This window comes from Isoptericola hypogeus, assembly GCF_039531145.1.
GTDB classification, from domain to species: Bacteria; Actinomycetota; Actinomycetes; order Actinomycetales; family Cellulomonadaceae; genus Isoptericola; species Isoptericola hypogeus.
In genome coordinates this window covers 642409-654906 of record NZ_BAAAPM010000003.1, presented here as the reverse complement: position 1 = coordinate 654906, position 12498 = coordinate 642409, and the positions used below count along the sequence as shown (strand labels likewise).

At 74.1% G+C, this 12498-nt stretch carries 10 protein-coding genes; 5 read left to right on the top strand and 5 right to left on the bottom strand.

What is annotated here, in order from left to right; all coding sequences use genetic code 11:
* Positions 1-28: 28 nt before the first annotated feature.
* Positions 29-1852, top strand: coding sequence for a trypsin-like peptidase domain-containing protein (locus ABD254_RS05300; RefSeq protein WP_344246339.1), 1824 nt, complete (start codon positions 29-31; stop codon positions 1850-1852).
* Between the two features lie 232 nt (positions 1853-2084).
* Here the strand turns inward: ABD254_RS05300 and ABD254_RS05295 are convergent, their stop codons facing one another.
* Positions 2085-2759 carry a TetR/AcrR family transcriptional regulator gene (locus tag ABD254_RS05295; RefSeq protein ID WP_344246337.1) on the bottom strand — a complete coding sequence of 225 codons (675 nt, stop codon included), beginning with the start codon at positions 2757-2759 and terminating at the stop codon, positions 2085-2087.
* Positions 2760-2935: 176 nt separating this feature from the next.
* Here ABD254_RS05295 and ABD254_RS05290 point away from each other — a divergent pair, with 176 nt between their 5' ends.
* On the top strand, positions 2936-3526 hold the full coding sequence (locus ABD254_RS05290; RefSeq protein ID WP_344246335.1) for a DUF6230 family protein: 591 nt from the start codon (positions 2936-2938) through the stop codon (positions 3524-3526).
* 19 nt (positions 3527-3545) lie between these two features.
* Positions 3546-5018: a DUF6114 domain-containing protein gene (locus ABD254_RS05285; RefSeq protein WP_344246333.1), complete on the top strand. Its 1473-nt coding sequence runs from the start codon at positions 3546-3548 to the stop codon at positions 5016-5018.
* Between the two features lie 113 nt (positions 5019-5131).
* Here ABD254_RS05285 and ABD254_RS05280 read toward each other — a convergent pair whose 3' ends face one another.
* The 3 genes from ABD254_RS05280 to ABD254_RS05270 form a co-directional block, all read right to left on the bottom strand.
* Entirely contained in the window at positions 5132-6553 is a 1422-nt protein-coding gene (locus tag ABD254_RS05280) for an isochorismate synthase (protein ID WP_344246331.1), read from the bottom strand.
* A 39-nt stretch (positions 6554-6592) separates the two neighbouring features.
* A complete protein-coding gene (locus ABD254_RS05275; RefSeq protein ID WP_344246330.1) occupies positions 6593-8164 on the bottom strand; it encodes a nucleobase:cation symporter-2 family protein in 1572 nt (523 codons plus the stop codon).
* A gap of 178 nt (positions 8165-8342) precedes the next feature.
* Positions 8343-9701 (bottom strand): 8-oxoguanine deaminase, encoded by a 1359-nt coding sequence (locus tag ABD254_RS05270; protein ID WP_344246328.1) that lies wholly within the window; start codon positions 9699-9701, stop codon positions 8343-8345.
* 180 nt (positions 9702-9881) lie between these two features.
* Between ABD254_RS05270 and ABD254_RS05265 the strand changes: the two genes are divergently transcribed.
* Complete coding sequence (locus ABD254_RS05265) at positions 9882-10604, top strand: demethylmenaquinone methyltransferase (RefSeq protein ID WP_344246326.1); 723 nt, start codon at positions 9882-9884, stop codon at positions 10602-10604.
* A 55-nt stretch (positions 10605-10659) separates the two neighbouring features.
* Here the strand turns inward: ABD254_RS05265 and ABD254_RS05260 are convergent, their stop codons facing one another.
* Positions 10660-10821, bottom strand: a complete 162-nt coding sequence (locus tag ABD254_RS05260) for a YtxH domain-containing protein (protein ID WP_344246324.1) — start codon at positions 10819-10821, stop codon at positions 10660-10662.
* Positions 10822-11133: 312 nt separating this feature from the next.
* Between ABD254_RS05260 and ABD254_RS05255 the strand changes: the two genes are divergently transcribed.
* Positions 11134-12459 (top strand): geranylgeranyl reductase family protein, encoded by a 1326-nt coding sequence (locus tag ABD254_RS05255; RefSeq protein WP_344246322.1) that lies wholly within the window; start codon positions 11134-11136, stop codon positions 12457-12459.
* The last annotated feature ends 39 nt before the right edge of the window (positions 12460-12498 follow it).

Below are 12498 nucleotides of genomic sequence, written 5' to 3'. Positions count from 1 at the left end.
GGTGGAGGCACACTTCGAGGAGGCCACCATGAGCACCGACAACACGGGCGCACCGCAGCAGCCGTCGGGCGCCGACCGACCCCACGACCAGCATGCCGAGAACGCCCCGGAGCGTGCCGAGGCACCGGGCTCGGCCGCGACCGAGCGTCCGGCGACCGAGCGTCCGGCGACCGACGGTCCGGCGACCGACCGTCCGGCGGGCGGCTCGCCCGGCGAGCAGCCGACGCAGCGGATCCCGATGCGCCAGGACGCTGACCGGGCGGCGCAGCCGCAGGAGCAGCCGACGCAGCAGCTCCCGACGCCGCCCCAGCCGCCGCAGCAGCAGGCCCCCCACCAGCCGCGGTACGGCGCGGTCGCCCCCGGCTCCGCGTACGGGCAGCAGGGCCAGCCGTACGGCCAGGGCCAGTATGGGCAGAGCCCCTACGGCGCGCCGCAGGGGCATCAGCCGCAGCAGGCCAAGCACGGGCAGCAGGCGCCGGGCGACCCCTACGCCACCGGCCAGGGCCACGGAGCGCCGGGCCAGCCGGCCACGCAGGGTTCCCCGGCCGGCGGGACGAGCACCCGCACGGGCAAGCAGCGCTCCGTGTGGCTGCCCGTCACGTCCGCCGCCGTCGCGGCGGCGGTGCTCGCGAGCCTCGGCACGGCAGCCGCGACCGGCGCCTTCGACGACTCCGACCCGTCGTCGTCGCTCGCCGACGTCGGCACGTCGCGTGCGGCGGACGAGGCGCCGGTGTCGAGCTCGACCGCGGAGAACCCGGACTGGCAGGCGGTGACGGACGCCGTGGCGCCGTCCGTCGTCGCGATCCAGACGTCGAACGCCGAGGGCTCGGGCGTCATCTACGACGACCAGGGTCACGTGCTCACCAACAACCACGTGGTCTCGGGGGCGGAGAACGACACCGTCCAGGTCTCCCTGGCCGACGGCCGGCTGTACGAGGCGACCATCGTCGGCACCGACCCGACGACGGACCTCGCCGTGGTCCAGATCCAGGACCCGCCGGACGACCTCCAGCCGGCGGCGTTCGGCAGCTCGGACGACGTCGTCGTGGGTGACCCGGTGCTCGCCGTCGGCAACCCGCTCGGCCTCGCCAACACCGCCACCACCGGCATCGTGTCGGCCGTCGACCGGCCGGTCTCGGCGTCGGGGGAGGACGGCAGCACCGCGAGCGTGACCAACGCGATCCAGATCGACGCCGCGGTCAACCCGGGCAACTCGGGCGGCCCGCTGTTCAACTCCCAGGGTCAGGTCATCGGCATCACGTCGTCGATCGCCACGATGTCGGGCGGCATGAGCGGCAGCCAGTCGGGCTCGATCGGCCTGGGGTTCGCCATCCCGGTGAACCTCGCGGCGAACGTCGCCGACCAGCTCATCGCGGACGGCACGGCGGAGCACGCGTTCCTCGGCGTCTCGATGACGGACGGGACCGCGACCGCGGACGGCGTCACCCGCCGCGGCGCGCAGGTCGCGGAGGTCACCGCCGGCTCCCCGGCCGCCGAGGCGGGCCTCCAGGCGGGCGACGTCATCGTCGCTATCGACGACGACCCGGTCAACGGGGCGGAGTCGCTCACGGCCCACGTGCGCGAGAAGGAGGCGGACCAGCAGGTCACGCTCACCTATGTGCGGGACGGCGCGACCAGCACCGTCGACGTCACGCTCGCGGTCCGCGAGGAGACGGCGTCGACCGGGCAGGGCGAGGACCAGCAGGGCGAGGACCAGCAGGGCCAGGACCAGCAGGACCAGCAGGGCCAGGACGGCTCGGACGACGGGTCCCAGGGTTCCGACCCCACGTTGCCGGACAACATCCCGGGCTGGCTCGAGGACCTGCTCCAGGGTGGCGGCAGCGGCAGCTGACCCAGACCGCCGAGGGCGCGCGTCCCCTCGCGCCCTCGGCACCATCCCCGCACGTCGCCGTGCGGTGGCGCGGCTCCCCCCGCCGCGCCGACGGCCCCGCGGCCGAGACATCCCCCTCCCGTCTCGCCCGCGGGGCGTCGTCGTGCCCGGCGGGCACGGGTCGGCGGGCACGGGTCGGCGGGGGCCGGGTCGAAGGGGGCCGGGGCGACGGGCTCGGGTCGACGGGGCCTGGTCAGCCGACGACGGGCGGCGTCGGTGCCGACGCACGCTCCGGCGCCGATGCCGACGCACGCTCCGGCGCCGATGCCGATGCTGCCGCCGGGTGCAGCGCCGCGACGACGCCGAGGGCGCTGCGCTCGAGGAAGTCGGCGAGCTCGGCGGGCGCGACGTCCGGGTCGGTGGCTGCCTCGACGAGCGCCTGCTCGGCGAACGAGATCCACGCGTGCAGCGCGACCTCGAGCAGCGGGCTCTGCGCCACACCGATCTCCTGGAAGGCGTCGCGCAGGTGGCCGGCGAGGACGTCGCGTGCGTGCTGCACGGTGGCACGCACCTCGTCGTCCCCGCTCGCTGCGCCGCGGACCAGGGAGTAGAAGGTCGCGTCGTGGTCGCGCACGAAGTCGACGAACCGGTCGAGGGTGTCGCGGAGGCGCTCGCGCGGCGGCAGCTCCGGGCGCGGCTCGGTGGCGTGCAGCATCGCGTCCCGGGCGGTCCGCACGATGGCGGAGTGCAGCCCTTGGCGGTTGCCGAAGTAGTAGTGGACCAGGCCGGGGGAGACCCCGGCCTGCGCGGCGAGGTCCTCGACGGTGACGGCCTCGAGGGGCCGGTCTGCCAGCGCGGCGACGCCGAGCGCGACGAGCTGCTGGCGACGGTCGTCGGGGCTCATGCGGGTGCGCCGCGCTCTGGCCATGTGCCGAGCATAGGGCGCCCTGGCCGGTCTCCCGGGCGGGTCCGCGGCGGTGCGCACGGGTCGTCGCGGGCGGGTGGGCCCGGGGCAACCAACGCTATTGACGGTGCCTCAGTAAACGGCGTACCGTCGCCAGGCGTCGGCGACACAGCGGTCGCCCGTTCGTCTGTGGAGGGGAAATGAAGCTCAGCGCACTCACCCGCACGCGCCGTGGCCGTGCCGTGCTCGCCGCGGTCCCGACCGTCGCGGTGCTCGGGATCCTGATGGGCGGTGTCGCCCAGGGGGCCGTGCCGGTGTCGATGGCGATCTCGGGGCAGCAGTTCAAGATCGCAGCCGACTCCCTCGAGGGGACCGGGTTCTCGCAGTACGCCGGCGAGGCGAAGGACGTGAACGGCAAGGAGCACCCCGTCGCCATCGCCAACATCAAGGACGCGACGCTGCACAACCTGTGCCAGTCGGTGAAGGTCCCCGGCCTGCCGCTCGGGCTGCTGATCTCGGCGGGCACCGACCCGAAGAACCCGGTCAAGGCCACCGACCTGCAGATCGCCATGAGCGACCTGCGCGGCACCGCCACCTTCGGCGACATCCGCATCGGCGTCGACGCGTCCACGGTCAACACCAAGGCCCACGGCGACGAGGGCGACTTCGCGATGGACTCCGACTCGATCGACATCCAGGGCCTCAAGCAGGTCTCGTCGAGCACGTCCGCGGCGGTGTTCCAGCTCACCGACCTGCACCTGCAGATCTCCGACGGCACCGAGTGCTTCTGAGCGGCCCGGGGGAACCCACGTGAACGACGAGAACGCCATCGACGAGGCACCCGGCCGCCGTGAGCGGTTCGCCGCCTGGCGCCGCGGCCGCCCCTTCTGGGGCGGCATCCTCACGGCCCTGGCCGGTGTCGTGCTGTGGTTCTCCGGCAGGCTGCGCCTCGACGGGTTCGAGATCCAGCTCGGCATCGAGGGGATGCAGTCCACGCTGCTGCCGGTGGTGCTCGTCGCCCTCGGCGTCCTCGTCATGGCGCAGCCGCAGGTCCGCGTCTTCTACGGCGTCATCACCCTCGCGATCTCCGTCTACTCCCTGCTCGGCGTGAACCTCGGCGGGTTCGGGGTCGGGATGGTCCTCGGTGTCGTAGGCGGCATCCTCGCGGTCTCGTGGCTGCCGCAGGTCGCCGTCCCCGCCGAGTCGGCGGCGCCCTCCGCCGCGGCGCCGGTCGATCCCGCGCCGGACGGCGAGGAGGAGGTGTGCGCCGACGAGCTCCTGCCGTTCGACCACGAGCCGGCGCACGGCGGGCGGCACGTCGCGGTCATGGCGGCGGTGGCGGTGCTCGCGATCGGGGGGACGTCCGCGACGGCGACCGAGGCGGCCGGCGCCGCGCCGGCACAGGTGGGCGCGGCGGCCGACTGCTGGGACCCGCTCGGGTGGCTCGAGTGGATCTGCGGCGACGGCGACGAGGCGGCGGCGACCCCCAGTCCCTCGCCGTCCGCGACCGGTGACGCCGGAGCCGGTGGCGAGACCGGCGGCACGGGCGACGACGCCGCGGGGAGCGGGGACGACGGCGCAGCCGGCATGGGCGGCCCGGGCGACGGCGCCGCCGAGCCGGGCGGCGAAGCCGTGGACGCCGGCAACCAGAGCAAGGGCAAGGGCGCGGGCGCCGACGGCAGGAAGCCGGCGTCGGACGACGAGCCCGCGCCGGACGAGGAGGCACAGCAGACCGTCCAGGACGCTGCGGAGGTCGAGCTCGGCCCCTGCGCGCGGATCACGTTCGGCGGCGGTTACGACATCAACGTCGCGCTGCCGGGCGACTGCGGCACGCCGGAGGACGCGAACGTCTTCTCGCTCGACGGCGAGCTCGAGACGCGCGACCTGCAGCTCCCGCTCACGGGCATCAACGGGGTCGGCGTCGTGAACGTGCCGGTCACGACCGACGGCCCGCGCCGCGACGCGCTGAAGATCTCGGTGGACGAGGTGAAGGTCCCCGGGTTCTGGCTCAAGACGTACGCCGACAACGACGGGAAGCTCGGGGGCACCGTCACCGATGCCGACTACGTGTCGATGGAGGGCAACGCGCAGATGTACATCTCTTCCATCCACGCGAACCTCCCGGGTGGGGACGACGTCGCGGAGCTGGGCGAGAAGCTCGCGAGCGGCGCGTCGCTCGTCGAGATGCTGCTGGGCCTGACGGACGCCCGGATCGGGCTCATGGGCGCGACGTCCGACGTCCAGGTGTGGTCGGACTTCCGCGAGCAGGTCTGGGAGGACTGACGGCTCCCTCAGGTGCCGAACAGGCGGTTGCTCGCGCTATGCGTCCCGGATCGGGGGGAGAGCGGGAGCGACCGCCTGTTCGGCGTGAGAACTGTTCGGCGTGAGAACGGGGGTCAGTCGTCGCGGAGGGCCCAGCGCATCGGCTCGAGCTTGGCCTCGGACTCCGCGAGCTCGGCCTCCGGGTCGGAGGCGGCGACGATGCCGCACCCGGCGAAGAGCCGTACGTGCCGAGGGTCGGCCTCGGACAGCTCGGCGGAGCGCAGCGCGATGCCCCACTCGCCGTCGCCGTCGGCGCCCACCCAGCCCACCGGGCCGGCGTAGCGGGACCGGTCCATGCCCTCGATCTCGCGGATGAGGTCGCGGGCCGTGACGGTCGGGGTGCCGCAGACCGCGGCCGACGGGTGCAGCGCGGCGGCCAGGGTGAGGGAGGACGGCGCCCGGCCGGGCCGTCCGTCGCCCCCGGGACCCGCGACCCGGTCGAGGACCCCCGTGACGTCGGACGCCAGGTGCATGACGTTCGGCAGGTGCAGCACGAACGGCGAGTCCGGCACGTTCATCGAGGTGCAGAACGGCTCGAGCGCGGCCGCCACGGAGCGCACGGCGTACTCGTGCTCCTCGAGGTCCTTCGACGACCGCGCGAGCTGGGCCGCGTGCAGCAGCGCGTCGTCGTCGGACATCCCCGGCTCACGGCGGATGGTGCCCGCGAGCACGCGCGAGGTGACCAGGCCCTTCTCGCTGCGGACCAGCAGCTCGGGGGTGGCGCCGACCATCCCGGCGACGGAGAACGTCCAGCAGGCCTGGTAGCGGTCGGCCAGCCGGCGCAGCAGCCAGCGCGGGTCGACGGGGCGCTCGGCGGTCGCCACGACCTCGCGCGCCAGCACGACCTTCTCGAGCTCGCCCGCCTGGATGCGGGCGACGCCCTCGCGCACGACGGCGGGCCAGTCCTCCGCGGCGACCGAGCCGTCGGTGGTGGTGACGCGGCCGGGCGGGACGACGGGAGCGCCCCGAGTGTCCCGGAGGGCCTCCGCCCCAGGGACGGCGTCGAGGGCCCCGGTGACGGAGACGGTGGTCATCCACGCGACGTCCCCCCGCCGACCGACCAGCACGCGAGGCACCACCAGCGACCCGTCCGGGCGCGCGGGGCCGTCCTCGGTGTCGTCGTCACCCGGGCCGGCGTCGTCGAACGCGAACGTGCCGAACGCGACCGGGCCGGTGCCGGGCAGCCGGACGTCGTCGTGGACGACCGCCCGCGCGAGGGTGGCCTGCCAGGCGGCCTCCGCGTCGGCGAAGCGGCCGGGGCCGAAGGTGTCGAAGCGCAGCGCCTCGCCCCAGCCGACGATGCCGTCGCCGCGCCGCACCCAGCTCAGCGGCCGGGTGTCGGGCAGGAGGTCGACGAGGGCGGTGAGCCCGCCGGGCAAGGCGTCCAGCCGGGTGGTGCGGACGACGAGCGGGAGCGGCTCGGACGCGGGGCCGGTCGTGTCGCCGGGCACCGGGCCCGGTGACGGGCGCGGCGCCGGCAGGGGCGTGGCGGACATCGGCTCAAGGGTACGCCGACGGTCCGCCACGCCCGCGGTTCACCGGGTCTGCCCGGAGCCGGCCGTGTCGGGTCGCGGTCCGGCGGCCGGGTCGGGTCGCGGTCCGGCGGCCGGGTCGGGTCGCGGCCCGGCGGCCGGGTCGGCCGCGTGCGCCGGGTCGGCCGCGTGCGCCGGCGACCGACGGACCGAGTGGTTGATCACGTCGTCGTCGGCGAGGTCCGCGAGCTGGTCGTCGTCGACGGCCTTGCTCGCCGTGCCCCTGACGAAGACCGACGGGTCCTCGGGGGTGCCCGCCTTGATGTGGTTGAACAGGATGTTCAGCAGGATCGCCATGAGGGCGGCCGAGCTGATGCCCGAGTGGAAGATGGTGCCGAACCACGTGGGGAACTGGTCGTAGAAGTCGGGCTTGGCGATCGGGATCATGCCGAACGAGATCGACGCCGCGACGATGACGAGGTTCATCGAGTTGGCGTAGTCGACCTTCGACAGGGTGCGGATGCCGGACGCCGCGACCGAGCCGAAGAGCACCACGCCCGCGCCGCCGAGCACCGGCGTCGGCACCGCGGCCACGACCCGGCCCAGCACGGGCAGCAGGCCGAGCACGACGAGGATGACGCCGCCCGCGGAGACCACGAAGCGCGACTTCACGCCCGTGATCGCCACCAGGCCCACGTTCTGCGCGAACGCGGACTGCGTGAACGAGCCGAAGATCGGCGACACGACCGACGAGGCCATGTCCGCGCGCAGGCCGTTCGCGATGCGCTTGCGGTCCACCTTGGTGCCGACGATCTCACCGACGGCGATGATGTCCGCCGTCGTCTCCGTGAGCGTGACGAGGATGACGATGAGCATCGAGACGATCGCGGCGACCTCGAAGGTCGGGGCGCCGAACGAGAACGGCGTGGGGAAGGCGAAGACCGGGCCCTCGCCGACGCCGGAGAAGTCGGCCATCCCCAGCGCGAGGGCGATCAGGGTGCCGGCGACGATCGCGATGAGGATGGACAGCCGCGACACGACGCCGGAACCCACCTTCGACAGCAGGATGACGATCGCGAACGTGAGGAAGGCGAGGCCGATGTTGCTCACCGAGCCGTAGTCGGGCGCCTCGGCGTTGCCGCCCATCGCCCAGTTCGCCGCCACGGGCATGAGGGTCAGGCCGATCGTCGTGATGACGACGCCGGTGACCACCGGTGGGAAGAACCGGATGATCTGGGCGAAGAACGGGGTGATGAGGAAGCCGACCGCCGACGCGACCAGGACGGCGCCGAGCACGGCGGGGATCCCGCCGCCGCCCCCGACGATGGCGACCATCGTCGAGACGCCGGCGAACGAGACGCCCTGCACGAGCGGGAGCTGCGAGCCGAAGAACCGGATGCCGACCGTCTGCAGGATCGTCGCGAGGCCGCCCATGAAGAGGGAGGCGGCGATGAGCGTGCCGATCTCGGTGGACGTCAGGCCCGCGGCGCCGCCGACGATGAGCGGCGGGGCGATGATGCCGCCGTACATGGTGAGCACGTGCTGGAAGCCGTACCCGAAGGTGGCGGCGACCGGCAGGCGCTCGTCCTCGGGACGGGCGGGGGTGGACACCGTGCGTTCGGTCGACCTGGCCATAGCGGACCTCCTTGTACGCTGTGAGCCTTCCGCACTACGGAAGAAGAGTTCCACCATTCGACCGTGAAGTGTGACCTGTGTCAACCCCCTGGGCCACATCGGTCGGACCGCGCTCGCCGTCGGCCGAGCCTGTCGAGGCCAGGGCGACGGGTCTCGACAGGCTCGACCGGCGTTGCGCTCAGCCGGCGACGAGCCGGCGGGCCGCCTCGCGGTGCTCCGCGAGCAGGGCCGGCAGGTCGAGGCCGACCACCGCGCCGTCCACGACCCGCCACTCGCCGCCCACCATGACGCGGTCCGCCCGGTCGGCGCCGCACAGCAGGAGCGCCGCGACCGGGTCGTGGGAGCCCGAGAAGCGCGGCTCGTCGAGCCGCCACAGGGCGAGGTCGGCCTGCATGCCGACGGCGAGCACGCCGAGGTCGTCGCGGCCCAGGATGCGGGCCGAGCCGCGGGTGGCCCAGCCGAGGGCGCGCGCCACGGGCACCGACGCGCCGTACTTGAGGCGCTGGAGGTACAGTGCCTGGCGGGCCTCGAGGATCATCGTGGACGCGTCGTTGGACGCCGACCCGTCGACGCCGAGGCCCACGGGCGCGCCGGCGTCCTCGAGCTCCAGCACCCGCGCGATGCCGGACGCGAGCCGCATGTTCGACGTCGGGCAGTGCGCCACGCCCGTGCCCGCCGTCCCCAGGCGCTCGATCTCGCGATCGTCGAAGTGGATGCCGTGGCCCAGCCAGGCGCGGTCGGTGAGCCAGCCCACCGACTCGAGGTAGTCCACCGTGCGCATGCCGAACCGTTCCCGCAGGAAGTCCTCCTCGTCGATCGTCTCGGCGAGGTGGGTGTGCAGGCGCACGTCGTGCCGCTCGGCCAGCGCCGCCGTGTCGCGCATGGTCTCGGGCGTCACCGAGAACGGCGAGCAGGGCGCCAGGGCGATCTGGACCTGCGCGCCGGGCCCCCGCTCGTGGAACGCGGCGATCACCCGCTCGGAGTCGGCGAGGATCACGTCGGGGTCCTGCACCACCGACTGCGGGGGCAGGCCGCCGTCGTCCTGGCCGAGGCTCATCGAGCCGCGGGTCAGCGTCGCCCGCATGCCGAGCTCGCGGACGGCGGCGACCTGGATGTCGACGGCGTCGTCCAGGCCCGCGGGGAAGACGTAGTGGTGGTCGGCGGCGGTGGTGCAGCCCGAGAGCAGCAGCTCGGTGAGCGCGACCTTGGTGGCGAGCTCGTGGGCGCGCGGGTCCAGGCGCGCCCAGACCGGGTACAGGCGGGTCAGCCAGCCGAAGAGCTCGGCGTCCGCGACCGGCCCCCAGGCGCGCGTGAGGGTCTGGTAGAAGTGGTGGTGCGTGTTGATCAGGCCGGGCGTGACGACGTGCCCGGACGCGTCGAACGTCGCGTCCACCTCGGCTGCCGGCCGGCCCCCGGCCGGGACCAGCTCGGCGATCACGCCGTCGGCCACCACGACCCCGCCTCGTGCGTCGGGGGCGTCCGGGGCGTCGTCGGCGGTGAAGACGCCCAGCGGGTTGCGGATCCAGGTCGTGGTCATCGGTGCCTCCAGGCGGCGCCCCGTCGGACCTGCTCGCGGCGCCGCACCATCTCGTGCGGTACCGGCTCAGTGGGCCTGTCTGCCGATCCAGGGACCGACGGCGCGACGCCGTCGTCGCTCCGGACGCTAGGCCAGCGGGCCCGGGGCCGTCAACGATCGCGGCGTGCGACGATGACGCTCATGTCGCGCGCCAGCCTGGACAAGCAGCCCGCCGAGGTCGCGTCGATGTTCGACGGCATCGCCGAGCGCTACGACCTGGTCAACGACCTGGCGTCGCTCGGGCAGGACCGTCGCTGGCGCCGCGCCACCGTGGACGCGGTCGCGGCGACCCCCGGCGAGCGGGTCCTCGACCTCGCGGCGGGCACGGGCACCTCCAGCGAGCCGTTCGCCGACGACGGCGCGCTCGTCGTCCCGTCCGACTTCAGCCTCGGCATGCTGCGGGTGGGCAAGCAGCGGCGCCCGGACCTGTCGTTCGTGGCGGGGGACGCCACCCGGCTGCCCTTCGCGGACGCGAGCTTCGACGCCGTGACGATCAGCTTCGGCCTGCGCAACGTCGTCGAGGTGGGCGCCGCGCTGCGGGAGATGCTGCGGGTCGTGCGGCCCGGTGGCCGCGCGGTGGTCTGCGAGTTCTCCACGCCCACCTGGAGGCCGTTCCGTGTGGTGTACCAGGAATACCTCATGCGCGCGCTGCCCGTCGTGGCGGGCGCCGTGACCAGGGACCGCGGGTCGTACGACTACCTGGCGGAGTCGATCCGCGCGTGGCCCGACCAGCCGGCGCTGGCGCGGCTGATGCTCGACGCCGGCTGGGAGCGCGTCGCGTACCGCAACCTCAGCGGCGGCATCGTCGCGCTGCACCGCGGCGTCCGCCCGGCCTGGACGTCGATCGGTTCGGCAGGAGGTTGATCGGTTCGGCACTCGTTCCTGCCGAAGAGATCCACCTCCTGCCGAACCGATCCGGTCAGACCCCGGGCGCCTTGTCCCTGGCGAGGTCGGCGACCTCCGAGACCTTCTCCTGGACGCGCGGGTCGTTCCAGGTCTCGGTCGCCCAGTCCTTGGCCTTGTCGAGCTGCTGCCGGCCCTTCTCGGTGCCGAGCAGGTAGCCGAGGGCGGCTCCGATCACGAACGCTGGTCCAGCCTTCATTCCACACGCCTCCTGACGCTTCGTGGGTGGTCGCGGTTGCCGGGTCGTGGTCGTCGACGCTAAGGGCCGCGGCGCTTGCACGCACCCCCGACACGCGAGGTGACGTGCGAGGTGACGTGCGAGGTCACGCCGTCGACGGGGTGGTCGCGAGGCCGCCGTCGGGCAAGGAAGGCATACCTTCCTACACAACCCCTGGCGAACGTGACTAGAGTGCTCCCAGAGTTGTGATCGGGTTCACAAGTCGACTCCGGCACCGTCGCCGGGGGCGCTCGAGGGAGCGGAGGTGAGCACGTGCGGGCAGGCCGCGAGGACGTCGCCGACGTCATCGTCGTGGGCGCCGGACCGGCCGGTGCGTCGACGGCGCACTGGTGCGCGACCGCGGGCCTCGACGTGCTCCTGCTCGAGAAGGCTGCCTTCCCCCGGGACAAGGTGTGCGGCGACGGGCTCACGCCCCGCGCGGTCGCCGAGCTGGCGCGGATGGGCGTCGGCACGCAGGCGGAGGACGGCTGGATCCGGAACGAGGGACTGCGGGTGGTCGCCGGCGGGCGGTCGTGGGAGCTGCCCTGGCCCGACCTGGCCAGCTACCCGGGCTACGGCATGGCGCGGGCCCGGATGACGCTCGACCAGCGCCTCGCGCAGCACGCGCAGGCCGGCGGGGCCAAGCTCCTCGAGCGCACCAAGGTCACCGGCCCGCTGCTCGACGAGCGCTCCGGCCGCGTCGTGGGCGTCGTCGCACAGCCGCTCGACACCCGCGGGCGGGCCGAGGGCGCCCCCGTCCAGTTCCGCGCCCCCGTCGTGGTGGCCGCGGACGGGGTGTCCTCACGCTTCGCGACGGCGCTCGGCATCACGCGGCGCGACGACCGGCCCCTGGGCACCGCGGTGCGCACCTACTTCCGTACCCAGACGTCGGCCGGGTCCACGACCCGGCACGAGGACCCGTGGATGGAGTCCCACCTGGAGCTGTGGGACGGCGCGCCCGGCGGGTCGACCCTGCTGCCGGGCTACGGCTGGATCTTCGCGCTCGGCGACGGGACGGCGAACGTCGGCCTCGGCGCGGTCAGCTCGACGCCGGCCCGGCAGTCGGCGGGCGGGCACGACTACCGGGCCCTGCTCGACACCTGGGTGCGGAACACCCCCGCCGAGTGGGGCTTCACCGCCGAGAACCAGGTCGGTCCGGTCCGCGGGGCGGCGCTGCCCATGGGCTTCAACCGCAGCCCGCTGTACTCCGGCGGCGCGGTGCTGGTCGGCGACTCCGCCGGCATGGTCAGCCCGTTCAACGGCGAGGGCATCGCCTACGCCCTGCAGGCGGGACGGGTCGCCGCCGACGCGATCGCGCAGGCGCGCACCCGCACCACCGACGACGCCCGCGAGCGCACCCTCGGCACGTACGCCGACCGGATGCGGGCGGACCTCGGCGGCTACTACACGCTGGGCCGGGCCTTCGTGCGGCTCATCGAGCACCCGCACGTGATGCGGGCGTGCGTCCGGTACGGGCTGCCGCGTCCCGTCGTCATGCGCTTCGTCCTCAAGCTGCTGTCCGACTGCTACGAGCCGCGCGGCGGTGACTGGGTCGACCGGGTCATCGCGGGGCTCACGAGGGTGGTGCCCGCAGCATGAGCGCGAGGAGCCCCCGCGGAGGTACGCCGAGGCACGAGG

Bases quoted from the DNA above. Each gene is read 5' to 3' on its own strand.
- ABD254_RS05270 (WP_344246328.1), bottom strand. From the start codon at position 9,701: ATGACCACGACCTGGATCCGCAACCCGCTGGGCGTCTTCACCGCCGAC.
- ABD254_RS05300 (WP_344246339.1), top strand. From the start codon at position 29: ATGAGCACCGACAACACGGGCGCACCGCAGCAGCCGTCGGGCGCCGAC.
- ABD254_RS05290 (WP_344246335.1), top strand. From the start codon at position 2,936: ATGAAGCTCAGCGCACTCACCCGCACGCGCCGTGGCCGTGCCGTGCTC.
- ABD254_RS05275 (WP_344246330.1), bottom strand. From the start codon at position 8,164: ATGGCCAGGTCGACCGAACGCACGGTGTCCACCCCCGCCCGTCCCGAG.
- ABD254_RS05295 (WP_344246337.1), bottom strand. From the start codon at position 2,759: ATGGCCAGAGCGCGGCGCACCCGCATGAGCCCCGACGACCGTCGCCAG.
- ABD254_RS05280 (WP_344246331.1), bottom strand. From the start codon at position 6,553: ATGTCCGCCACGCCCCTGCCGGCGCCGCGCCCGTCACCGGGCCCGGTG.
- ABD254_RS05265 (WP_344246326.1), top strand. From the start codon at position 9,882: ATGTCGCGCGCCAGCCTGGACAAGCAGCCCGCCGAGGTCGCGTCGATG.